The sequence below is a fragment of the Arthrobacter sp. TJ-58 genome (genome assembly GCF_058269295.1).
This window is the reverse complement of sequence record NZ_JBZCNM010000001.1, coordinates 72,317-95,362: the sequence shown is the minus strand read 5'-3', so window position 1 is coordinate 95,362 and position 23,046 is coordinate 72,317. Positions and strand designations below refer to the sequence as shown.

Below are 23,046 nucleotides of genomic sequence, written 5' to 3'. Positions count from 1 at the left end.
ACCTAAGCACCCGTTCTTCCGCCGATGGCTGCCGGTCCGTTACGGTGCCGGGAGCGGCCCGGGTGCAGTGAGGCTCTGCCACGTCATGGCAACAAGGTTCAACTGCGGAAGATGACTGCCGCCGCCGGCAATTTGTTCGTTCAGCAGGCCGCAGTAGACCGCAAGCAGCACCCGTGACAGCTCCGCGGGATCGACCGTAAAGACGGCATTGTGGGCGGCCGCAATCCGAACCAGCGCTGCGGTGACGGTATCGGCCAGCATCTTCCGCTGCCCGTCGACGACGGCGGCCGGCTCCACTCCGCCGGAGTGCAGCCACTGATCCAGCTGGCTGTTCAGCCGTTCCGCAAGCTGCCGGATGTGCTCCTCGTACATGGCGAGCGCAGGATCGGTCTTGCTGGCGAAGTTGCTGTAGAACGCTCCCCGCGTGAAGCCGGCCGCAGCACACAGCTCCTCGACGCTGGCTGCTTCTATCCCCTTCTCCGCAAACACCTCCGCCGAGGAGGACAGCAGGCGGCTGCGGGTGGCGGTCCGCGATCTTCTGGAGGGTCCGGCGTCGGACTCAGCGCCCATGGTCATCCTCTTTCCTGCAGGTGCATTCCGCATCTTGCCCGCATGTCCACGTCTACTCCCGTCCGCCCCCGGCACTCTGCCCGCCCGGCACCGCGGCAACCTCACCGTACAGAGCGCCGATGTTCTGGCTTCTTCCCATGGTTGTGGTCATCGTGCTTGCCGCAACCGGCACGGGTCTGTACATGGGCGGCCTGGCTAACCCAACAGCGCATTTGTCGCACTTCCCGGTGGCGATTGCCAACCAGGACTCCGGCACTGAGCCAGCAGCGGCAGAGGGGAGGCAACTGCCCGGCCCACCGTCACGGTGTACACCGATCCGTTGGCCGGTGCCCTGGCCGCACGGCTGGCTTCGGAGATTGTCGAGCCGGCCCTGGAGCAGGCCAGCACGTCCATAGGTGCACAGCTCACCATTGCAGCAGGCGACGCCGAAGAACAGGCACGCACCGCAGTGGAACAGCAGCTGACGGCCTCACAGAATGAGCAGGCGCGCCAGACGCAGGCCGCGGCAGCCAAGGCGGGCCCGGCCACGGAAGCCTTCGCCAAAGAGCTTGCCCGGCAGCAGGCCGGAACACCTGCGGCCCTGGCAGACCAGCTGGCGCCCAGCGTCAGCGCGTCCGCTGCCGTCCTGCTGCAGGATCCACTGCAGATCAACTCCACCACGTACCATCCCGTGGAGGAGGGCACGGCACTGGGCATGGGCTCCTTCTACTACGCGATCTGCTCCTGGTCCTGGGGCTCACCGGGTCCATCGGCGTGAATGTGCTCGTGGACGGGCGGGTGGGGATGACGCCGCTGGAGATGGGTCCGGCCTTCATGGAGTCCCGGCGGATGAGCCTCTCCCGGTGGAAGACCCTGCTGATTAAGTGGGGAATCTTTGTCACCGCTGCTGCACCGGCCGCCGCCGTGGTGATGTGGGTGGCCTCCGCCGCAGGCGTTCCCCTGCCCAACGGCGGAACGCTCTTCCTCATCAGTTGGCTGGCCATGGCCGCGGTGTCGGCAGCAGTGTTTGCGCTGTTGACGCTCTTCGGCAACGCCGGGCTGCTGGTCTCGATGGTCTACCTGGTGCTTATGGGGCTGCCGTCATCGGGAGCCGTGGTGCCGCTGGAGGCCCTGCCCGGATTCTTCCGGGCCATTGCGCCCTGGGAGCCGCTGCACCCCATCGCCGGCGCCGTCCGCGCGGTCCTGTACTTCGGGTCGGGCAGTGACACGGGGCTCGGCGGCCATGTGCTGGCACTGATGCTGATCCTGGTCATTTCGCTGGCCGTCGCCTTCCTGGCCGGCGCCGGCTATGACAAGTGCTTTGGCTGCCGCGGAACTCCAAAGGCAGCTGCCGCAGCCGTCTAAGGTTGGTGCATCAAAAAGACCTCCGGCTGGCGGGCTCATCAGAGCCGCCAACCCGGAGGTCTTTCAGTTACGGGGTTCGCCCGGCGGTGCCGGGCCTAGACATCCAGGCAGGCCGGGCCGAGCAGTACCTTCAGATCACCGAACAACGACGGCGTGGGGTTCACGCGCATGTCAACGCCCAGTTTCATGACTTCCACGGTGCGGGATCCGTTGAGCCTGATCTGCACCTCGGAGGTGCCGGGATGCGTGCGGAGCACGTCCCCGAGCTGGGTTACCACGGTTTCCGTGGCCTTGTAGGTGGCCATGGAGATGACCACCGGCCCGGAATGGCCCTCACTCAGGTCCGGAACGGTGAGCTCCTGCGCGTTCAGGGTGACGGCACCGTCGTCGCGCCGCTGGAGCCGGCCGCGGACCACCACAATGAGGTCCTCGGCCAGGACTGCGGCAATCGGGCCGTACACCTGGCCGAAGAACATGACTTCCATGGAGCCGGCCAGGTCCTCGATCTCGCACCGGGCGTAGGCGTTGCCGCTGTTCTTGGCAATCCTGCGCTGCAGCGAGGTGATCATGCCGGCAATGGTGACAATGGCGCCGTCGGGCGGGCCTTCCTCTCCCACAATGTTCGTGATGGACGAATCCGCGTGCTGGCTGAGGATGCCCTCAAGGCCCTGCAGCGGATGGTCCGAGACGTACAGGCCCAGCATGTCCCGCTCGAAGGACAGCTTGTCCTTTTTCTCCCACTCCGGCAGGTCCGGAATCTCGATGCTGATCGAGTCTTCCGGCTCCTGGTCCGCAATCGCGGCAAAGAGGTCAAACTGGCCCACGGCTTCGTTGCGCTTGAGGACGACGACGGAATCGATCGCCTCTTCGTGGATCATCGCCAGCGGACGCCGCGCGTGGCCCATCGAGTCAAAAGCGCCGGCCTTGATCAGGGATTCGATGGTGCGCTTGTTGCAGACCACCGCAGGGACCTTCATCAGGAAGTCCTTGAAGTTGGTGAACGCTCCCTTTTCCTCGCGGGCGGACACCATGGACTGCACCACGTTGGCGCCGACGTTGCGGATGGCCCCCATGCCAAAGCGGATGTCCTTGCCGACCGGGGTGAAGTTCACGGACGATTCATTCACGTCCGGCGGCAGCACCGTGATGCCCATCTTGCGGCATTCGTTCAGGTACATGGCCAGCTTGTCCTTGTCATCACCCACGGAGGTGAGCAGGGCGGCCATGTATTCGGCCGGATACTGCGCCTTCAGGTAGGCAGTCCAGTAGGAGACGACGCCGTAGGCCGCCGAGTGCGCCTTGTTGAAGGCGTAGTCGGAGAACGGCAGCAGGATGTCCCAGAGCGCCTTGATGGCCGCCTCCGAGTAGCCGCGGTCGATCATGCCCTGGTGGAATCCGGCGTACTGCTTGTCCAGCTCGGATTTCTTCTTCTTACCCATGGCACGGCGCAGAATGTCGGCCTGGCCAAGGCTGAATCCGGCCACCTTCTGGGCGATGGCCATCACCTGCTCCTGATAGACAATCAGGCCGTAGGTGGTGCCCAGGATCTCCGCCAGCGGTTCCTCAAGCTCCGGATGGATCGGAGTGATTTCCTGCTGTCCGGTTTTGCGCAGGGCGTAGTTGGTGTGCGAATTCGCACCCATGGGGCCCGGCCGGTACAGGGCGATGACGGCGGAAATATCTTCGAAGTTGTCAGGGCGCATGCTCTTGAGCAGCGACCGCATGGGCCCGCCGTCGAGCTGGAACACGCCGAGGGTGTCGCCGCTGGCCAGGAGGTCGTAGGCTTCCTTCAGATCCAGCGGCAGGTCTTCCAGGACCAGGTCCTCGCCGCGGTTGTTCTTGATGTTCTCCACGGCGTCGGAGACGATCGTCAGGTTCCGCAGGCCCAAGAAGTCCATCTTGATCAGCCCCAGGCCTTCGCAGGTCGGGTAGTCAAACTGCGTAATGACCTGTCCGTCCTGGTCACGGCGCATGATCGGAATAATGTCGATCAGCGGGTCCGAGGACATGATGACGCCGGCGGCGTGGACGCCCCACTGCCGCTTCAGGCCTTCCAGGCCCAGCGCCGTCTCGAAGACGCGCTGGGAGTCGGGGTCCGTGCGCAGCAGTTCGCGCAGCTCTTCAGCCTCGCCGTAGCGCTTGGCGTCCTTGTTGTGCACATCCTGCAGGGACAGGCCCTTGCCCATGACGTCCGGCGGCATGGCCTTGGTCAGCCGCTCCCCCACGGAGAACGGATAACCCATCACCCGGGAGGAGTCCTTCAGCGCCTGCTTGGCCTTGATGGTGCCGTAAGTGACAATCATGGCCACGCGCTCGTCGCCGTACTTCTCGGTGACGTAGTGGATCACTTCGGAGCGGCGCCGATCATCGAAGTCGACGTCGAAGTCAGGCATGGAAACACGGTCCGGGTTCAGGAACCGCTCAAAGATCAGGCCGTGCTGCAGCGGATCCAGATCCGTGATGCCCATGGCGTACGCCGCCATGGAACCGGCGCCGGAGCCTCGGCCGGGACCTACGCGGATGCCGTTGGCCTTGGCCCAGTTGATGAAGTCGGCCACCACCAGGAAGTAGCCCGGGAAACCCATCTGGGCGATGATGCCCACTTCATAGTCGGCACGCTTGCGGACGGCGTCCGTGATGCCGTTGGGGTAGCGGCGGTGCAGGCCCGTTTCAACTTCCTTGACGAACCAGGACTCCTCATTTTCGCCTTCCGGGCAGGGGAAGCGCGGCATGTAGTTGGCATTGGTGTTGAATTCGACGTCGCACCGCTCGGCGATGAGCAGGGTGTTGTCGCAGGCGTCCGGGTAGTCGCGGAAGATGGCCCGCATTTCCGCCGGAGACTTCAGGTAGAACTCGTCGGCGTCGAACTTGAAGCGCTTGGGGTCCGCGAGGGAGGAACCGGACTGCACACACAGCAGCGCGGCGTGCGCGGAGGCGTCCTCAGCGTGCGTGTAGTGCAGGTCATTGGTGGCAACCAGCGGCAGCTGCAGCTCGCGGGCCAGCTTGATCAGGTCCGCCTGGACGTTGCGCTCGATGTCCAGCCCGTGGTCCATCAGCTCGCAGAAGAAGTTGTCTTTCCCGAAGATGTCCCGGAAGTCCGAGGCTGCCTGGACGGCTTCCTTGTACAGGCCCAGGCGCAGCTTGGTCTGGACCTCGCCGGAGGGGCAGCCGGTGGTGGCGATGAGGCCCTTGCCGTACGTCTGGAGCAGGTCCCGGTCCATGCGCGGCTTGTAGAGGAATCCTTCAAGGGACGCCAGGGAGGACATCCGGAAGAGGTTGTGCATGCCCTCGGTGGTCTCGGACCACATGGTCATGTGCGTGTAGGCGCCGGCGCCCGAGACGTCGTTGCGTCCGCCGTCGCCCCATTTCACGCGGGTCTTGTCCGCCCGTGCCGTACCGGGCGTCAGGTAGGCCTCCACGCCGACGATCGGTTTGATGCCGGCGTTGCGGGCCTTGTTCCAGAAGTCGAAGGCCCCGAACACGAAACCGTGGTCGGTGGTGGCCACGGCGTTCATGCCCAGCTCCTCAGCGTGGCTGAAGAGATCCGTCAGGCGGGCCGCACCGTCCAGCATGGAGTACTCGGTGTGGTTGTGAAGATGGACAAACGATTTCGAAGAAGTTGCTGAAGCCACCGAACTATTCTAGGCCCGGGCGGCGCGGGCACCGGACGGCACGCCGCCCGGTGCCCCGGCATGTGCTCAGTGCCTCAGACGTCCCCGCGCTGCAGGGCGTCCAGCGCGTACTGGAGGTCCTGGGGATATTCGCTGATGACTTCCACTCGTTCACCGCTGCCGGGGTGGGTAAACGCCAGCTTCCGGGCATGCAGCCACTGCCGGGTGAGGCCCAGCTCGGCTGCGAGCTTGGCTTCCGCGCCGTAGGTGAGATCTCCGGCACAGGGATGGCGCAGCGCGGAGAAATGGACGCGGATCTGGTGCGTGCGCCCGGTCTCCAGGTGGACTTCCACCAGGGAGGCCTTTCCGAAGGCTTCCAGCACCTCATAGTGGGTGACGGAGGGGCGGCCGCCTTCCAGCACGGCAAAGCGCCAGTCATAGGAAGGGTGGCGGCCGATCGGCGCGTCGATGGTGCCGCGCAGCGGATCCGGCAGCCCTTGAACCACGGCGTGGTACATCTTCTCCACGGTCCGCTCCTTGAAGGCCTGCTTCAGCAGCGTGTAGGCGTGTTCGGTCTTGGCCACCACCATGGCACCGGACGTTCCCACGTCCAGGCGGTGGACGATGCCCTGCCGTTCCGGGGACCCGGAGGTGGAAATGCGGTAGCCGGCAGCGGCCAGACCGCCCACCACGGTGGGGCCCACCCAGCCCGGTGAGGGGTGCGCAGCCACGCCCACGGGCTTGTCGATGACCACAAAATGTTCGTCGTCCGCCAGGATCTTCAGGCCCTCCACCGGCTCGACGACGACGGCGAGCGGGTCGCGCAGTTCCGGAATATCCACGGCCACCCGGTCTCCCGCGGAGAGCCGGTCAGACTTGTCCAGCGGCCGGCCCCCCTTGCTGAAGTAGCCGTCGGTGAACCAGGCGGCGGCGGCGGAGCGTGAGACTTCCAGGAGTTTGGCGAGGACCGCGTCGGCGCGTTTGCCGTCGGCGTCGTCAGGAATCGAAAGGACGGTGTGGATCTCGTTCATTTGTTGCTTTCGCCGTTCGTTGTATCTGTGGTGCCGGTTTCCCGTGCAGGTGTTGCTGTTCCGCCCTCGACGGCGGGGCCGGAACCCTGCGCTGCCTCCGCCGCAGGATCCTGTTTTGTCTCGGAGGGGGTCCGCTGTCCGTCCATGCCCACTCCCCGAAGGGTCAGCAGGCAGACCAGGATTACGCCGCAGACCACGCAGGAATCGGCAATGTTGAAGATGGCGAAGTTGGGCAGCGCGATAAAGTCCACCACGTGTCCCTGGCCGAACGAGGGTTCACGGAACAGCCGGTCCGTGAGGTTCCCCATCGCTCCGCCCAGAACCAGGCCCAGGGCAACGGCCCAGGATACGGACCGGACCTTGAGCATGAGGTAGATCAGGAAGGCGCAGACAGCGACCATGATGATGGTGAACACCCAGGTGTGGTCGGTGCCGATGGAGAAGGCGGCGCCGGGGTTGAGGATGTAGTGCCACCGCAGGACGGGAGGCAGAACGTCCGTGACTTCGCCCAGGCGCATGGTGCTCTCCACCCACCATTTGGTGAGTTGGTCAATGCCCAGTCCCAGAACGGCACAACCTGCCATGAGCAGGGCATAACCGGACCAGGCCGGGCGGACATGCGCGCCGGGACCGCCTGCGGCACTTGCGGCCACGGGTTCCTCAGAAGATTTAGTCATGGTGCTTTCATTCGTTGGGTCGCTTCACCGGGGACGCCGGGGCGCCAAGACAACGGGCCGGCGGACCGGGGCGTCCCGGCCAGCCGGCCCGTGCATATTTTCAGTTTAGTGCACCCGTGGTGCCCTGGTTCCGCAGGTTAGGCGTCAGCCGTCTCTGAAGCAACGGTGCCGCTGGCGTCCAGGTCACGCAGCTGGCCTTCAATGTAGGCCTTCAAGCGTGAACGGTAGTCGCGCTCGAAACCGCGCAGCTGCTCGACCTTGCGCTCCAGGGTAGCCTTCTGCTGTTCCAGGCTGTTGAGGATCTTGGCGCTCTTGTCCTCGGCATCGGTGATGAGGCCGGTGGCTTCGAGCTGCGCTTCAGCGATGATCTTGTCGCGCTGCTCAACGCCGGCGCCGACGTAGTCGTCATGCATCTTCTGGGCCATGGCGAGAATTCCGGCGGCGGTCTCCGTCTCGCTGACGGCACTTGCAGAAGTGCCGGCAGCAGGTGCGGAAGCCGCAGCAGCCGGAGCCGCAGGCTTGGACGTGGCCGTGGAGGTCTGCGCAGCCGCAGCCTTGGACCCATCGGAGTTGGCAGGCTCGGCCTTGACCGAACCCGACTTCTTCTCTTCCTTGACCGGCGCCGTGACCTGTCCGGTCTTGGCAGCGGCCGAAACCGGTGCGGGAACGGAGCTTTCGCTCTTGGTGCCTGCTGAAGTTCCACTCTTGGAACCGGCAACGCATTCAGCGAGCTGGGTGCGGAGGTCTTCATTCTCTGCGTTCAGGCGGCGGAGCTCAATCACGATCTCATCAAGGAAATCGTCAACCTCGTCCTGATCGTAGCCCTCACGGAACTTGGTCGGCTGGAACCGCTTATTAACAACATCTTCTGGCGTCAGAGCCATCTGGTCACCTCACACTGGTTTATAAGATTCGCCTGCGAGTCAGGCAGACGGTTCTACGTACAGAATCCAACGAACATAAATTCCAAGGAGACTTATTGCTTTTCACAGTATATCTGCCGGGTGGGGAATGCTAACGTCCGCCGGATTGAGGCTGCTGCTAGGCGATGCCGTTGGCTACGACCGCTTTGGCGATCGCCACTACGATGAACAGCACAATGAAGGCCAGGTCCAGCGAAATTCCGCCGAGCCGCAACGGGGGGATGAACCTGCGCAACAGGCGGATCGGCGGATCGGTGACACCGTAGATAGCCGAGGCCAGAACCAGTGCGGGACCTTTCGGACGCCACTGGCGCGCGAAGATCTGCACTGCGTCGTAAACAATCCTCAGTATCAGGGCAAACTGAAAGAGCACCAGCAGGACATACAGCAGGGAAAAAATAATACTCACGCGTGTGGTTTCGTTTCCGGGGAAGCCTCAGCGTTCCGCAGTGACCCCGCTGCTGCGGGGATGCGGTCAGCTCTGATTGAAGAATGCCGACTGGGATTCGCTGACCTTTTTGTCATCTCCCAACACCTCCACGTAGGACGGCGACAGGAGAAAGACTTTGTTGGTCACGCGCTCAATGCTACCGCGCAGGCCAAAGACCAGACCAGCAGAGAAATCGACAAGACGCTTTGCATCCGCTTCACCCATGTCGGTGACGTTCATGATGACGGGGATGCCGTCGCGAAAGCTCTCACCGATGATCTTGGCGTCGTTGTAGGAACGGGGATGGACTGTGGTGATCTGGCGCAAGCCATCCACTTCCTCTCGGGATGACTGAACTCGTTTGATGGGGGTGACCGGGGCGCGGTATTCTTCGACGGCAGTCCGTGCCACGGGTGCGGCGGCGGGCTCGGCCTCTTCGGACCGCTCGGCACGTTCGACGCGCTCAGTCCGCTCGTAGTCGGGGACATACTCCTCGGTGCTGCGCACCGGAGCTTCCCGCTGGCTCTTCTGCTCAGACTCGTAGGGCTCTTCACCGTCGGCAAGCCCAAGATAGATCATTGTCCTGCGCATTGCGCCAGCCATGGTTGCTCCTTCATAAAACTTCAGCGCCGTAGCACCCGTCTCTCGCCAAATGAGAGACTTACTTCCAATAAACGCTACCGCACCGGGGGGCGCTGCCCCAGAATATCGGAGCCGACCCTCAGGTGTGTCGCCCCGTGCGCCAGTGCGGCTTCCAGATCACCGCTCATGCCGGCAGAGATCGCACCTGCTTCCGGGTGATTTCTGCGCAGCTGGCCGGACAACTCCTTGAGCGAGGCAAAGGCTTCCTCCGGGTCAGCCCCCAGCGGGGCCACGGCCATCAGGCCGGCCAGCCGCAGTCCCGGAGCGGCGGCCACCGCTTCGGCCAAAAGAGGGATCTCGCCGGGCTGCGCTCCCCCGCGTCCGGCTGCGGACGGCGTTCCGTCGCCGGCACCGGCGGCTTCCGGTGTCCTCAGGTCCACCTGGAGAAAGCACTCCAGCGCGTCCCGGTGCGGCAGCCCTGCGGCGTCGCGGCGCTGCTGTTCGCCGGCCATCGCCTTGCCCAGTGCCCGGACGAGCGAGTCCCGGTCCACCGAGTGCACGGCGGCGGCGTAACGGACCACTGATTTGGCCTTGTTGGTTTGCAGCTGCCCGATGAAATGCCAGTTCAGGGGCAGGCCGGCCGTGGCCTCAGCCTTGGCGGCGGCTTCCTGGTCCTTGTTCTCTCCGACGTCCGTGACGCCCAGGCCGGCCAGCAGCTCCACGTCGCTGGCCGGGAAGTACTTGGTGACCACAATCAGGGTGGGCGCGGCCCGGCCGTGCACAGCTGACTGAATGCGCGTGCGCACCCGGTCCAGCCGAGCTGCGAGTTCAGCGGATCGCTCCGCAGCGGTGGTGCTGTTCGTCATGGGCTCATCTCCAAATGAGGCCGGCGAAGCGCCCTGCGGCGCTGCTGCGGCGGTGCGAGTAGAGGTCATCCGATTCCAGGGTGCATCCGCCGACGCGCAGAACATCCACATCCAACTCCCCCAGCTGCGCCTGGGCGCCGGCCGGCAGGTCCAGGGCAGGCGTGCCCCATCGGGTGCGTGAGCGAACTGCCGGAAGGATTTCGGCTGCCTCCTCCAGCATGGCCGGGGGAACCTCGTAGCAGGATCCGCAGACAGCGGGTCCAATCCAGGCCTGCAGGCTGAGCGCACCGGCTGCACGCATCTCCTGCACGGTGTTCGTCAGGATGCCGGTCAGCAAACCGCGCCGGCCGGCGTGCGCGACGGCGGTTACCACCCCGGTGCCGGATCGGCCGGCCAGGACCACGGGGACGCAGTCGGCCACCATGACAGCCAGCGGCACCGAGCCGTCCGGGCTCAGCAGCGCGTCCGCCGTGGGGGCATCCACGGCCGGACCCTTCGCAGCAGAGACATCCCCTTCGGATGACAGCGGGGAGGAATCGGTACCGGGCGTCCGCAATCCGGGAACAGTTGCGACCAGATTGGAATGCACCTGGTTCATGAACGCCAGCGAACCGGCGGGAACGTCCATGTGCTGCTCAAGCGCCGCCCTGCGGCGTCGAACCAGCGCCGGATCGTCCCCGACATGCAAAGCGAGGTTGCCCGCCGCCGTATTGGTGAACGCGACCGTCAGACCGTCACCGGCCTGTGCCTGCCACCAAAACATTGTCGAACAACCTCGCTGCTGTGTGTTGGCCGGACTGCTGTCCGGACCGGGTGCTACTTCAGGAAGTCAGGGACATCCAGGTCATCGTTCCGGCCCGTGGAGAGGTCGGACTCAACGACTGCCGGCAGGTCTACGTCAAAACCTGCATCGGCGGGAACATCAGTGTGCTGGGTGGGGCGCTGCGACCATGCCGAAAGTCCGGCGGAAGCAGGCGCAGCACCGGCATAGCCGACGGCGGGAGCGCTGGCCGGCGGTGCAACCGGCTCGGCCGGCTTGTGCGAGATCGGCTGGGACGTTACGTCCACCTGATCGAATCCGGCAGCAATGACGGTGACCCGTGCTTCGTCACCCAGGGCGTCGTCAATGACGGCACCGAAGATGATGTTGGCTTCGGGGTGCGCCACTTCCTGGACCAGGCGGGCGGCCTCGTTGATCTCGAACAGACCGAGATCGGAGCCGCCCTGGATGGACAGCAGCACACCGTGTGCGCCGTCAATCGAGGCTTCCAGCAGAGGAGAAGCGATGGCCAGCTCGGCAGCCTTGACCGCGCGGTCCTCTCCCCGTGCCGAACCGATACCCATGAGGGCCGAACCGGCACCCTGCATGACGGACTTCACGTCGGCAAAGTCGAGGTTGATCAGGCCCGGAGTGGTGATGAGGTCGGTGATGCCCTGAACACCGGAAAGCAGCACCTGGTCTGCGGAACGGAAGGCGTCCAGCATGGACACGTTGCGGTCGCTGATGGAAAGCAGGCGGTCATTGGGGATGACGATGAGCGTGTCGACTTCCTCGCGCAGCGTGTCGATGCCCGATTCAGCCTGATTGGAGCGGCGGCGGCCTTCGAAGGTGAAGGGGCGCGTCACCACACCGATGGTCAGGGCACCGAGGGAACGGGCGATGCGGGCCACAACGGGCGCGCCGCCGGTACCGGTTCCGCCGCCCTCGCCTGCGGTCACGAAGACCATGTCCGCTCCGCGCAGGACCTCTTCGATTTCTTCGGCGTGATCCTCGGCGGCCTTGCGGCCCACCTCGGGATCCGCACCGGCGCCCAGGCCGCGCGTGAGTTCGCGTCCGACGTCGAGCTTCACGTCGGCGTCACTCATCAGCAGTGCCTGTGCGTCGGTGTTGATGGCGATGAACTCCACGCCGCGGAGTCCCACGTCGATCATCCGATTTACGGCGTTCACGCCACCGCCGCCGATGCCGACGACCTTGATGACGGCCAAGTAATTCTGCGGTGCTGCCACGTCCTGTGTCCCTTGTTCGAATCTGTGCAACTGATCATTGGGTGGCCGGAGTATTTCCGGCCGAAAAACCTTGAACCTGACCTGCAACCTTCAGTCCGGAAGTCTAAGCTTCTGGTTGAAGGTTATAGTTATGTCAAGTAATGCTCTACCTGTGACGCTATGGGGCTGACCCCCGTTGTGCAATTACCTCTGCCGCGTGTCGGAATTTTCTTTCCCGCAGGAGGTGAAAATCACCGTGTCACAGGAGCAGTGGGGGTGCTGACGTCGAAGACGCGGACCGGAGGGTCCTTTTCCGGCATCTGCAGCAGGGCTTCCACAGCGCGCGCCTTGGCCACATTGGCTTCGGCGCTCCCCCAGAATACCGTCTGTCCGTTGAGGAGCTTAAGTTCCACTGAATCAACCGACGACGCCGAAGCGTGGTCCAGCTCCGCAAGCACCTTCTCCGGAAGAACGGACAGCACCGAGGTCACAGTGCTGAAGACGGCACTGTTCACGGCCTCGGTCCCCCCGTCGATCAGCGGCAGCCGCGCCTGCGTCCGGTTGGCAGCCGAACCGATGACCCTGCCCTCCTGGTCAATCAGCAGAAACTCCGTGCCGCTCTGCAGGACAGCCACCGGAACACGTTCGGCAATGGTCACCTCAATCTCATGCGGCGGCTTGGCAACAACGTGCACCCCGGCCACCTCGGGCCGGTCGGCCAGGAGCGCGGCGACGTCGTCATCACCGACGGTGGTCAGGGGCCGGCCCATCAAGGGCTGCAGGGAACTGTTGACCTGTTCCTCGGACAGCAGGGAAATCCCCTGCACGGTCACTGTCTTCAGCGCCAGTGCCGGAGACAGGAACAGGAAGGCCAGGAACGCGGCAACCACGACCAGCACGGAGACGACGGAGATGATGAGCCAGCGACGGCGCCGGCGGACCGGCGGCTCGGGAAAAGCCAAAACGGTTGCGGTGACGGTGTCCGGCGCAGCCGTATCGGTCGCAGTCCGGGAATAGCCGTTGTCCGGGCCGGCTGCTGACCCCGAAGACGCCGCTGACCCCGAAGACAAGGAAGAGCCGGCGGCCCGCTGAGGGGTCCTCCCCCGGGACTCCGGCTCGCCGTGTCCGGAACGGCGCCCGTTCTCCGTGCCGCCCCCGGCGGATACCGCACGGGTGGTATCGGCCTTGGGCCGGCGCGGTTTCCGGCTAACCACGGGAGACCTGCCGTGGCACCGGCTGAGCTTCGGCAGCGCCGGCGGTGCCGGCGTCGTCCGTATCAGCGGCGGTGCCAGCTGCAGCTGTTTCAGCCAGCTCGCGGACCAGGACGGCACCAAACCGGGTGACGTCTCCGGCTCCCACCGTCAGGATGATGTCTCCGGGCTCGGCGCGGCGGCAGATATCCCGCACGGCCTGGTCCGCATCCGGGGCATAGCCTCCGGGCCGGTTCACCCGTGAGGTGATCAGTTCGCTGGTAACTCCGGGCACCGGGTCCTCCCGGGCGGCATAGATGTCCAGTACGGCAACGCTGTCCGCAAGTTCCAGCGCGGAGGCGAATTCCGCGGCAAAAGCCTGCGTCCGGCTGAACAGGTGCGGCTGGAACAGGACGTGCACCCGGTGGTCTCCGGCAACGGTCCGTGCCGCTTCCAGTGCTGCCACCAGCTCGGTGGGATGGTGCGCGTAGTCGTCAAAGACCCGCACCCCGCGCTCGGCACCCTTGGCTTCGAAGCGGCGGGCGGCACCGGAGAAGACCGACAGTCCGGCTGCGGCCAGGGCCGGATCGACGCCCAGCCCGAGTCCCACGGCGAAGGCGGCGGCCGCGTTGCGGATATTGTGCGCGCCGGGCACCAGGAGCCGCAGTTCCTGCTCGCACTCCAGCCCGTCAAGGCTGAAGCGGAGCACAGACACGGAACCGCTGGACAGCGGGCGCGTATCAGTAATCCGGATGTCGGCATTTTCGCTGTAACCGTAGGTGCGCACCCGCGCGGCACCGGAGCGGCGCACCACGTCCGCAGCTCCGGGGTCATCGGCACAGGCCACCAGCAGGCCGTCCGCCGGCAGGAGCCGGACAAACTTGTCAAAGGAAGCGAAGACCGCTTCCTCGGTGCCGTAGTGGTCCAGATGGTCGGCTTCAACGTTGGTGATCACGGTGATGCGCGGCTGGTAATTCAGGAAGGAGCCGTCGGATTCATCGGCTTCAGCCACAAACACGCTGCCGCTGCCGAAGGCCGCATTGACTCCCAGGGCGGCAACGTCGCCGCCGATGGCGAAGGAGGGATCAAGCCCGGCTTCGCGCAGCAGGACGGTCACCATGGCGGTGGTGGTGGTTTTGCCGTGGGTTCCGGCAACGGCCACCACATCCTGGGTCCCCATGGCTGCGGCGAGGGCCACCGAGCGGTGGATGACCCGCAGGCCGAGCTCGCGGGCGGCAGCCAGTTCAGGATTTTCGGCCCGGATGGCGGTGGAGACCACCACGGTGTCAGCGCCCTGCACATTTGCTGCCTTCTGGCCCACGAACACGGTGGCGCCCAGGGCTTCCAGGGCGCGCAGCCCGGGCGAATCCCGGGAATCGGAGCCGGAAACTTTCATTCCCTGGCCAATCATGACCCGGGCGACGGCGGACATGCCGGCACCGCCGAGCCCGATGAAATGCACCCGTCCCAGGTCCTGGAGCTTCAGCGTGCTCATGCGCGTGACCTTACGTTTGCGTCGAGAATGAATTCCGCCATCCGGCGGTCGGCATCACGGATGCCTTCGGCCGCCGAAGCGGCTGACATGGCGTCCAGCGCAGCCGGATCGGCCAGCAGAGGTATCAGCTTGTCCGAGATCCATGCTCCCGTGAAGAGTGCATCGGAAACCACCAGTGCTCCCCCTGCCGCCACAAGGCCGGCTGCATTCAGCGCCTGTTCTCCGTTTCCGTGCGGCAGCGGCACCAGGACTGCGGGCAGGCCCACGGCACTGATTTCGCACACCGTGCCGGCGCCGGAGCGGGCCAGCAGCAGGTCCGCGGCGGCGTAGGCCTGTTCCATGCCGTCCACGTATTCGACCTGGCGATAGAACGGTGCAGCCAGCAATCCGCCGTCGGCCGCCTTCAGCTGCTTGCCGCGGCCGGTGATGTGCAGGGTTTGGATGCCGGCCGCAGCGAGGGCGGGAAGCGCCTCTTCCACGGCCCGGTTAATGCTGGCCGCTCCGGAGGAGCCCCCGGTGACCACGAGGGTGGGCCGGTCCTGTTCCAGGCCGAGGGCCTTCCGGGCGGCAGCGCGGGCGCCGGCACGGTCCAGTTCCGCAATTTCGCGGCGCATCGGCATTCCCACCAGCTGGGCGCCGGGCAATTTGGTTTCAGCGAAGGCAGTCCCGACGACGTCGGCAAAGCGGGCACCTACGCGGTTGGCCAGTCCCGGGCGGGCATTGGCTTCATGCACGATGATCGGGAGTTTCCGGCGCCGGGCGGCAAGGTACACCGGAGTGGACACGTATCCGCCCACTCCCACGACGACGTCGGCAGCGGCTTCGTCAAGAATCTCGCCTGCCTGCGCAATGGCGCGCCGCAGCCGGCCCGGCAGCCGGACCAGGTCCCCGCCGGGCTTGCGGGGCATGGGAACGCGGTCAATGACGGCCAGCTCGAATCCTGCGGCGGGTACCAGCCGCGTTTCCATGCCGGCGGCAGTGCCCACCACTTTGATGCGGGCCTTCGGCGCGGACTCCCGGACGGCGCGGGCCACCGCCAGCAGCGGACTGATGTGCCCGGCGGTGCCGCCTCCGGCGAGGACGAGGGAAAGGGGACGTTGCGTCATGGAGCTGATGGTTCACTTTCGGAAAATTTGTGTTCTGGAATTTTGCGGGCAAAGGAAAGCAGGACGCCCACCGCCGCGAGCGTAAAGGTCAGGGAGGATCCGCCGTAGGAGATGAACGGCAGCGGTACGCCGATGACCGGCAGCAGGCCCGTCACCATGGCGATGTTCACGGACGCCTGTCCGATGATCCAGGCCAGGATGGAGCCGCAGAGGATCCGGATGAAGGGATCGGTGTGGCGCATGGTCATCCGGACGATGGCAACCGCCAGGATGCCGAAGAGCAGCACGATCAGCAGGGTTCCCAGCAGCCCGAATTCTTCTCCGATGATGGCGAAGATGAAGTCATTGTGCGCTTCGGGGATCCAGCTCCACTTTTGCCGGCTCTGTCCTATGCCCACGCCAAACCAGCCGCCGGAGGCCAGCGCGTACATCCCGGCATTGGCCTGGTCGCACAGCCCTGCGCCGCAGTCGTGCCCCAGCCAGGCACTGATCCGGCTGGTGCGGTTGCCGCTGACCAGCGACATCAGGATTGCTCCCACTGCGCCCAGGCCAACCATGCCGGCCAGGAAGCGCAGCGGTGTGCCGGCAAAGAACAGGGCCGCAATCATGATCAGGCCCATGATGATGACCGTCCCGAGGTCCTTGCCGATAAGGACCAGCCCCAGGATCAGGGCACCGCCCGGAAACACCACCGGAACCACGACATTCTTCCAGTTGGTCAGCAGCTTCTGCCGCAGGGACAGCACCGAGGCAAACCAGATGGCCATGGCCAGCTTTGCCGCTTCGGAGGGCTGGCCGGTGATGGGGCCGATTTTGATCCAGTTCCGGTTGCCGTTGACCTCCTCGCCGATGCCCGGGATGAAGACCAGGATCAGCAGGAAGAGGGCCAGCCCCATGCCCCATTTGGCCAGCTTCCGGTAGCTCTGGGGACCCAGCCGGGACAGCACCAGCATGGCCACGACGCCCAGAGCCGCAAACATGGCCTGCTTCATGAAGAAGCCGAACGTGCTGCTGATGGATTCGCCGGACGAGGCAGCGATGGATTCCACTGAGGACGCGGACAGCACCATCATCAGGCCAATGGCTGTCAGGGCCAGTGAGGCGCCGAGGATGGTGTAGTAGGCCGAGCCCGTTGCTTTGCGCCGACTCCCTTCCAGGAGCACGATTCCGCGTTCCAGCAGGGACGGCGTTTTCCTCCCGGCGTTCCGGATTCGGGGGCTTCGGCCGGAGGCAGGGGCCCTGCCGGACGTCTTGTGTCCGGCGGAAGACTGCTCCGGAGCGGACGGTGCCGGGGTGCGGGCCGGAGCGCCGGCTACGCCTGCCGGACGGCTGGAACGGAGCACGGGTTTGCGGGGTTTCCCGGAGGACGAAGTGACCATCTAGGGCTCCTTAGGAGTCGGCGCCTGTCCTTCCACGTACCCGCGGACGGCCTCGATGAAAGCGTCCCCGCGGTGCGCGTAGGACGCGAATTGGTCCATGGACGCCGCGGCGGGCGCCATCAGGACAGTGTCTCCGGACCGGGCTTGCAATGCTGCGGCGGCGACGGCCAAGGCCATTACCTCATCCCCGCTGGGATCTGCCGCTGCGTCACTTTCACCAGTGTGGGGCGGCACGGCGTCAATCACTTGGACGTCGGGAGCGTGTCGCGCCAGTGCGGTGCGAAGGTCCGCCGTGTCGGTGCCGATCAGGATGACTGAGCGAAGCCGGGACGCGTGGTCCCGGATGAGGTCATCGTAGGTGACCCCCTTCGACAGTCCCCCGGCAATCCAGACCACGGAGGGGAAAGCGGACAGCGAAGCGGAAGCCGCGTGCGGGTTGGTTGCCTTGGAATCGTTGATCCACAGAATGTCGTCCAGGCGGGCCACCGGCTGGATCCGGTGGGCGCCGGGATCATAGGCCCGCAGCCCGTCCCGCACTGCCACCGGCTCCACCCCGTAGGCGCGGACCAGTGCCGCGGCGGCAAGGGCGTTGGCCACCATGTGCCGCGGGGCGTACTCGCCCAGATCGGCCATGGAGGCCAGTTCGGCGGCGGAGTCCTTTCGCTGTTCAATGAACGCACGGTCCACCAGGAGGTTTTCCACCATGCCCACCATGGACACTGCCGGCATACCCGTGGTGAATCCCACGGCGCGGCAGCCTTCAATAACGTCCGCCTCTTCAACCATGTGCTCGGTCTCGGCCTGCTCGGCATTGTAGATGCAGGCAACGCGGGTGTTCTCGTAGATCTTCGCCTTGTCCGCGGCGTAGGCCTCGTAGGACCCGTGCCAGTCCACATGGTCCTCTGCGATGTTCAGGCACACGCTCGCCAGCGGCGAGAGCGAGTGGGACCAGTGAAGCTGGAAGGAGGACAGCTCCACGGCAATGACGTCAAAGCCCTCCGGATCACGGATGGCATCCAGGATGGGGGTTCCCACGTTGCCCGCGGCAACGGCGCGCAGGCCCGCGGCCCGGAGCATGCTTTCGGTCATGGAAACGGTGGTGGTCTTGCCGTTGGTTCCCGTGATGGTCAGCCACTCCGCGGTCTTGCGGCCTTCACGGATGCGGACCCGCCACGCCAGTTCGACGTCGCCCCACACCGGAATTCCGGCGTCGGCGGCGGCCGCCATCAGCGGATGTGCCGGGCTGAAGCCCGGTGACGTCACTACCAGGTCCGCGGGCTCGCCCTCCACGAGGGGAAGTGCTTCTGCGTGCTCGGCGCCGAGCAGAACGTCGGCAGCACCGACGATGCGCAGGGTGTCCGCTTTGGCCCGGTTCTCCTCGTTGTCGCGCGCGTCCACAACCACAACGCGGGCGCCGAGTTCGATCAGGGTGTCAGCGGCCGAGAATCCGGACAGTCCGATTCCCGTCACCACAACGCGCAGTCCCCGCCAGGGCGCATCCCAGGTGGTCAGCTCGTCCAGCCGGGAACTTCCGGCTGCGGCATCAGTGCGTTCGCTCAATTTCCTACCACCCATTCCGCGTAGAAGATGCCCAGGGCCACGGCAACGCACAGCCCGGCGACGATCCAGAAGCGGACCACCACTGTAACTTCCGCCCAGCCCTTGAGCTCAAAGTGGTGCTGCAGCGGGGCCATTTTGAATACGCGTTTGCCGCCGCTCAGCTTGAAGTACCCCACCTGAATGATCACCGACAAGGTGATGATCACAAAGAGGCCGGCAAGAATCACCAGGAGCAGTTCGGTGCGGGAGAGGATGGCAAAGGCGGCAATGGCACCGCCGATGGCGAGCGAACCGGTGTCCCCCATGAAAATCTTGGCCGGTGAGGTGTTCCACCAGAGGAAACCGATCAGCGCACCGACCATGGCTCCGGCCAGCAGGGCCAGATCCATCGGGTCACGGACTTCGTAGCAGACGCTGCCCGATTGCGGCGCGCCGCAGCTCTGGTTGGACTGCCAGAACGAAATCAGGAAGTAGGCACCGAACACCAGGATGGAGGCTCCTGCGGCCAGGCCGTCCAGTCCGTCCGCCAGGTTCACGCCGTTGGTGGTTCCGGTGATGATCAGGTTGGCCCACAGGATGAAGAGGATGGCGCCGATCAGCGTGCCCGCGAAGGCCAGGTCAAGGCCGGTGTCGCGGATGAAGGAGATCCTGGTGGACGCCGGGGTCCGGCCCTCCCCGTTGGGGAAGTTCAGGGCCAGGATGGCAAACGCGACCCCCACGAGGGTCTGCAGGATGATCTTCGCCTTGGCGTTCAGCCCCAGGCTGCGTTGGCGGGAAATCTTCGTGTAGTCGTCAATGAAGCCCACAAGCCCCATGCCGACCATCAGGAACAGGACCAGCAGCCCGGACGCGGACGGCCCGAAGCTGCCCGGGTTGATCGCAAAGCTGACCAGGTGCGTGATGAAGTATGCGGCCACCACCGAGGCCACAATGACGGCCCCGCCCATGGTGGGCGTGCCGCGCTTGGTGTGGTGCGACGTCGGGCCGTCGTCGCGGACAAACTGCCCGTAACTCTTCCTGACCAGGAAACGGATGAACAGAGGGGTGCCGGCGAGGGCAAAGATCAGAGCCAGTGACGACCCGATAAGCAGGGAAACCACTACTGAACGCCTCCGGCTTCCCCGGCAGTGCCCGGGCTGGTTTGCTGCGGCGCGGACGCCGGCGGCAGGGCGGAGGTTGAAGATGGGGCGTTCAAAGCTATCCGATCACCGAGGTGGCGCAGTGCAGCGCCGTTTGAGGACTTGAAAAGGACAAGGTCACCGGGTTCCAGGGAGGAAGCCAGGAGGCGTTCTGCGTCTTCGGGGGTGTCCACGAAAATGGACTCGTCCCCCCAGGAGCCTTCCATGACGGCGCCGGTGTGCATGGCGCGGGCTCCGGTCCCGACCACGATGAGGTGGGAGATGTTCAGGCGCACCACGTACCGGCCGACGGCGTCGTGCTCGGTTACCGAAGCATCACCGAGCTCAAGCATCTCGCCGAGCACGGCCCAGGTGCGGCGCCCCCGGCCGAGTTCGGCCAGGGTGCGCAGGGCAGCGCGCATCGACTCCGGATTGGCGTTGTACGCGTCGTTGATGACGGTGACGCCGTCGGGCCGGTCGGTGCGTTCCATGCGCCAGCGGCTCGCCGCCTTCTGGCCCGAGAGTCCGGAAGCAATCCGTTCTGCGGGGACGCCTGCCGCAAAGGCCGCCGACGCGGCTGCCAGCAGGTTGGCCGTGTGGTGGGCGCCGATCAGGCCGGATTCCACCGGATACTCGCTGCCGTCAGGGAACCGGAGGGTGAAGACCGGACGGCCCTGATCGTCGGTGCGGGCGTCCAGGGCACGTACTGCCGACTTTGCGCCGTGTGCCTCTTCCGGAGAAGAGGTGAAATAGAGGATGTCCACGCCGCTGCCGGCCCGGGAGGCCATGGCGGCCACGCGGATGTCATCGGCATTCAGCACTGCGGTGCCGCCGGGGGCAAGGGCCTCCACCATTTCGCCCTTGGCCCGGGCAATGTTCTCCACGCCCCCGAATTCACCGGCGTGGGCGGTGCCCACGCACAACACCACACCGATGTCCGGCTGAACCATGGAGGCGAGGTACTCGATGTGCCCGACGCCGGTGGCGCCCATTTCCATGACGAGGTACCGGGTGCCGTAATCAGCGCCGAAGATGGTCAGCGGAACGCCAACCTCTCCGTTGTAGGAGCCCACGGGAGCCACGGTTGCGCCTTCGGCTCGCAGGATGCCGGCGAGCAGGTCCTTGGTGGTGGTCTTGCCTGCTGATCCGGTGATGCCGATGACGGTCAGCGGCGCAGATGCCCGGAGCCTGCGGACAATCTCCGCTGCGAGCGTGCCCATGGCCAAGACCGCGTCAGGAACCTGAACGGCCGGATAGACGGCGCCCGAGGAGTCCTGAACGGGGCGCTCGACGAGTGCCAGGACAGCCCCCCGCTCAAACGCTGCTTCCACGAAAAGGTGGCCATCGGATTGTTCGCCGGGTTTGGCAATGAAGAGGGAACCCGGGGACGCTTCCCGGGAGTCGGTTGTGGCCGAGTTCACGATCGTCCCGGCTGCCTGTACGGCCCCACCGATCAGTTCGCCGCCCGTAATTGCCGCTATATCTGCTGCACTAAGTTCAATCATGACGTTTTAGGACTCTACCCCGTTGGCGGACAGCACAGGGAATCCGTACCGTGTCAAAGCCTTCCTCAGTTCAACACGGTCATCGAGGGCCAAATTCACTCCTTTTACTTCTTGGAACACTTCATGTCCGCGGCCGGCCACCAGCACAGTGTCCTGCGGACGGGCCATTGCCACGGCGCGGTCTATGGCCGCTGCCCGCGGTGCCACTTCAAGGATTTCACAGGACAAATCTCCGCCATCAAGGGCGCTGCGCGCTCCGGCCAGGACATCGGCACGGATGGTTGCCTCATCCTCGTCATGGGGGTCGTCATCGGTGACGATCACCACGTCCGCGAGCCGTGCGGCGATGGCACCCATGAGCGGGCGCTTGGTCTGGTCACGCTGGCCGGTGGCGCCGAAGACAATAATGACGCGCGGCGGCTCGGCGGCGGAAACCTCTGCCTCGGGCGCGGCTTCCGGCCCGGAGGGTTCCCGGCGCACCGATTCCAGTGTGCGCGCCAGGGCATCCGGGTTGTGGGCAAAATCCACGATTGCGGCGGGCGCTTCGCCCACCAGCTGCATCCGGCCGGGGACCTCCACGGTGAACGGATCGCTGCGGTCCAGGGCTTCCTGGAGCCGGGCGATGTTCACGCCCGATGCCAGGACCATGATCGCGGCCAGCGCGGCGTTGGAGACGTTGAACGTCCCGGGAAGCCCGGTTCCGGCCCGCAGGACGGCGCCGTCGGGGCCCCGCAGCATAAAGCGGTGGCCCAGCCCGGCGCGCACGACGTCGGTGACGCGCCAGGTTGCCTCGGCACCGCCGTCGTGCGTTGCCAGCGTCCACACCGGGACAGGCGCCTGGGCCGCCATGCGTGCGCCCCACTCATCGTCGACGCAAATGACGGCACGCTGAGCCCGCTCCGGAAGGAAGAGCCCGGCTTTGGCCGCAAAGTACTCTTCCATGGAACCGTGCAGGTCCAGGTGGTCCTGGGTGAGGTTGGTGAAGCCGGCAACGTCAAAGACGACGCCGTCCACGCGCCGGTAGGAAATCGCGTGGGAAGACACCTCCATGGCCGCCGCATCCAGGCCTTTTTCGCGCATCAGTGCCAGCAGCCCGTGCACCTGCGGAGACTCCGGCGTGGTGAGGGTACTGGCAATGGGCTCTCCGCCGGCGAGGATCTCAATGGTTCCGATCAGCCCGGTGGTCTTGCCCAGCGCGCCCAGCAGGGAATTGATGAAGTAGGTGGTGGTCGTCTTGCCGTTGGTGCCCGTCACTCCAAAAAGGGTGGGGGCGCTGCCGTCCTGCGGCCTGCTCGCAAAGACTGCTGCGGCCAGCGGACCCACCAGACGGCGGGGCTCGTCGGTGACGTACACGGGAACGGGCAGCTCTGCCAGCTGGGCAACGCCGTCCGCGTCGGTCAGCACTGCGGCAGCACCGGCTGCGGCCGCCGCAGCGCCAAAGACGGCGCCGTGGTGGCGGGCGCCGGGCAGCGCGACGTACAGATCACCCGGATGGACCTCACGTGAATTGATCGTGAGTCCGGTGAGCATGATGTCCGCTTCGGCGTCTGCGGCGCGTGCCGGTTCAACACCGGGCAGACCTGCTGCGGCGAGTGCGGCCGCTGCCGCCCGCAGGGACACCGGCTCGACAGCGGACGGACGCATTCCGCTCCCCGGCAGCTGCGGATTGC

The 23,046-nt window shown here is 65.5% G+C and carries 20 protein-coding genes; 2 read left to right on the top strand and 18 right to left on the bottom strand.

The annotated features are described in order from the left end of the window. Window positions 1-39 precede the first annotated feature (39 nt). Window positions 40-576 (bottom strand): TetR/AcrR family transcriptional regulator, encoded by a 537-nt coding sequence (locus tag AC4D2W_RS00425; RefSeq protein ID WP_490924961.1) that lies wholly within the window; start codon window positions 574-576, stop codon window positions 40-42. 298 nt (window positions 577-874) lie between these two features. Here AC4D2W_RS00425 and AC4D2W_RS00420 point away from each other — a divergent pair, with 298 nt between their 5' ends. Together AC4D2W_RS00420 and AC4D2W_RS00415 are read left to right on the top strand one after the other, a co-directional pair. Further along, complete coding sequence (locus AC4D2W_RS00420) at window positions 875-1,327, top strand: hypothetical protein (RefSeq protein ID WP_490924960.1); 453 nt, start codon at window positions 875-877, stop codon at window positions 1,325-1,327. Next, entirely contained in the window at window positions 1,324-1,914 is a 591-nt protein-coding gene (locus AC4D2W_RS00415) for an ABC-2 transporter permease (protein WP_490924959.1), read from the top strand. The genes AC4D2W_RS00420 and AC4D2W_RS00415 overlap by 4 nt, the downstream gene beginning before the upstream one ends. Window positions 1,915-2,009: 95 nt before the next feature. Here AC4D2W_RS00415 and dnaE read toward each other — a convergent pair whose 3' ends face one another. From dnaE to AC4D2W_RS00330, 17 genes are all read right to left on the bottom strand, one after another. Then, window positions 2,010-5,546, bottom strand: a complete 3,537-nt coding sequence (dnaE, locus tag AC4D2W_RS00410; RefSeq protein ID WP_490924958.1) for a DNA polymerase III subunit alpha — start codon at window positions 5,544-5,546, stop codon at window positions 2,010-2,012. A 74-nt stretch (window positions 5,547-5,620) separates the two neighbouring features. Next, window positions 5,621-6,556: an RluA family pseudouridine synthase gene (locus AC4D2W_RS00405; protein WP_490924957.1), complete on the bottom strand. Its 936-nt coding sequence runs from the start codon at window positions 6,554-6,556 to the stop codon at window positions 5,621-5,623. Next, complete coding sequence (gene lspA / locus AC4D2W_RS00400; RefSeq protein WP_490924956.1) at window positions 6,553-7,233, bottom strand: signal peptidase II; 681 nt, start codon at window positions 7,231-7,233, stop codon at window positions 6,553-6,555. Before lspA ends, AC4D2W_RS00405 begins: the two co-directional genes overlap by 4 nt. A 137-nt stretch (window positions 7,234-7,370) precedes the next feature. Further along, window positions 7,371-8,117 (bottom strand): DivIVA domain-containing protein, encoded by a 747-nt coding sequence (locus tag AC4D2W_RS00395; RefSeq protein WP_490924955.1) that lies wholly within the window; start codon window positions 8,115-8,117, stop codon window positions 7,371-7,373. Window positions 8,118-8,274: 157 nt separating this feature from the next. Continuing rightward, on the bottom strand, window positions 8,275-8,565 hold the full coding sequence (locus tag AC4D2W_RS00390) for a YggT family protein (RefSeq protein ID WP_490924954.1): 291 nt from the start codon (window positions 8,563-8,565) through the stop codon (window positions 8,275-8,277). A gap of 66 nt (window positions 8,566-8,631) precedes the next feature. Beyond that, the gene (locus AC4D2W_RS00385) at window positions 8,632-9,189 is read right to left on the bottom strand and encodes a cell division protein SepF (RefSeq protein ID WP_490924953.1); all 558 of its coding nucleotides are present in this window, start codon (window positions 9,187-9,189) and stop codon (window positions 8,632-8,634) included. A 74-nt stretch (window positions 9,190-9,263) separates the two neighbouring features. Continuing rightward, window positions 9,264-10,034 carry a YggS family pyridoxal phosphate-dependent enzyme gene (locus AC4D2W_RS00380; RefSeq protein ID WP_490924952.1) on the bottom strand — a complete coding sequence of 257 codons (771 nt, stop codon included), beginning with the start codon at window positions 10,032-10,034 and terminating at the stop codon, window positions 9,264-9,266. Window positions 10,035-10,038: 4 nt separating this feature from the next. Then, window positions 10,039-10,797: a purine nucleoside phosphorylase YfiH/LACC1 family protein gene (locus AC4D2W_RS00375; protein WP_490924951.1), complete on the bottom strand. Its 759-nt coding sequence runs from the start codon at window positions 10,795-10,797 to the stop codon at window positions 10,039-10,041. Between the two features lie 53 nt (window positions 10,798-10,850). Further along, window positions 10,851-12,044: a cell division protein FtsZ gene (gene ftsZ, locus AC4D2W_RS00370; protein ID WP_400932865.1), complete on the bottom strand. Its 1,194-nt coding sequence runs from the start codon at window positions 12,042-12,044 to the stop codon at window positions 10,851-10,853. A 230-nt stretch (window positions 12,045-12,274) separates the two neighbouring features. Further along, window positions 12,275-13,093, bottom strand: a complete 819-nt coding sequence (locus AC4D2W_RS00365; protein ID WP_490924950.1) for a cell division protein FtsQ/DivIB — start codon at window positions 13,091-13,093, stop codon at window positions 12,275-12,277. Window positions 13,094-13,229: 136 nt separating this feature from the next. After that, entirely contained in the window at window positions 13,230-14,708 is a 1,479-nt protein-coding gene (gene murC, locus AC4D2W_RS00360) for a UDP-N-acetylmuramate--L-alanine ligase (protein WP_490924949.1), read from the bottom strand. Then, complete coding sequence (gene murG, locus AC4D2W_RS00355) at window positions 14,705-15,814, bottom strand: undecaprenyldiphospho-muramoylpentapeptide beta-N-acetylglucosaminyltransferase (protein WP_490924948.1); 1,110 nt, start codon at window positions 15,812-15,814, stop codon at window positions 14,705-14,707. The genes murC and murG overlap by 4 nt, the downstream gene beginning before the upstream one ends. Beyond that, window positions 15,811-17,193 carry a putative lipid II flippase FtsW gene (gene ftsW, locus AC4D2W_RS00350; RefSeq protein ID WP_490924947.1) on the bottom strand — a complete coding sequence of 461 codons (1,383 nt, stop codon included), beginning with the start codon at window positions 17,191-17,193 and terminating at the stop codon, window positions 15,811-15,813. Before ftsW ends, murG begins: the two co-directional genes overlap by 4 nt. Further along, window positions 17,194-18,768: a UDP-N-acetylmuramoyl-L-alanine--D-glutamate ligase gene (murD, locus tag AC4D2W_RS00345; RefSeq protein WP_490924946.1), complete on the bottom strand. Its 1,575-nt coding sequence runs from the start codon at window positions 18,766-18,768 to the stop codon at window positions 17,194-17,196. Continuing rightward, entirely contained in the window at window positions 18,750-19,853 is a 1,104-nt protein-coding gene (mraY, locus tag AC4D2W_RS00340; RefSeq protein ID WP_490924945.1) for a phospho-N-acetylmuramoyl-pentapeptide-transferase, read from the bottom strand. Before mraY ends, murD begins: the two co-directional genes overlap by 19 nt. Beyond that, complete coding sequence (locus tag AC4D2W_RS00335) at window positions 19,853-21,376, bottom strand: UDP-N-acetylmuramoyl-tripeptide--D-alanyl-D-alanine ligase (protein ID WP_490924944.1); 1,524 nt, start codon at window positions 21,374-21,376, stop codon at window positions 19,853-19,855. The genes mraY and AC4D2W_RS00335 overlap by 1 nt, the downstream gene beginning before the upstream one ends. A gap of 6 nt (window positions 21,377-21,382) precedes the next feature. Beyond that, on the bottom strand, window positions 21,383-23,020 hold the full coding sequence (locus AC4D2W_RS00330) for a UDP-N-acetylmuramoyl-L-alanyl-D-glutamate--2,6-diaminopimelate ligase (protein ID WP_490924943.1): 1,638 nt from the start codon (window positions 23,018-23,020) through the stop codon (window positions 21,383-21,385). Between the last annotated feature and the right edge of the window lie 26 nt (window positions 23,021-23,046).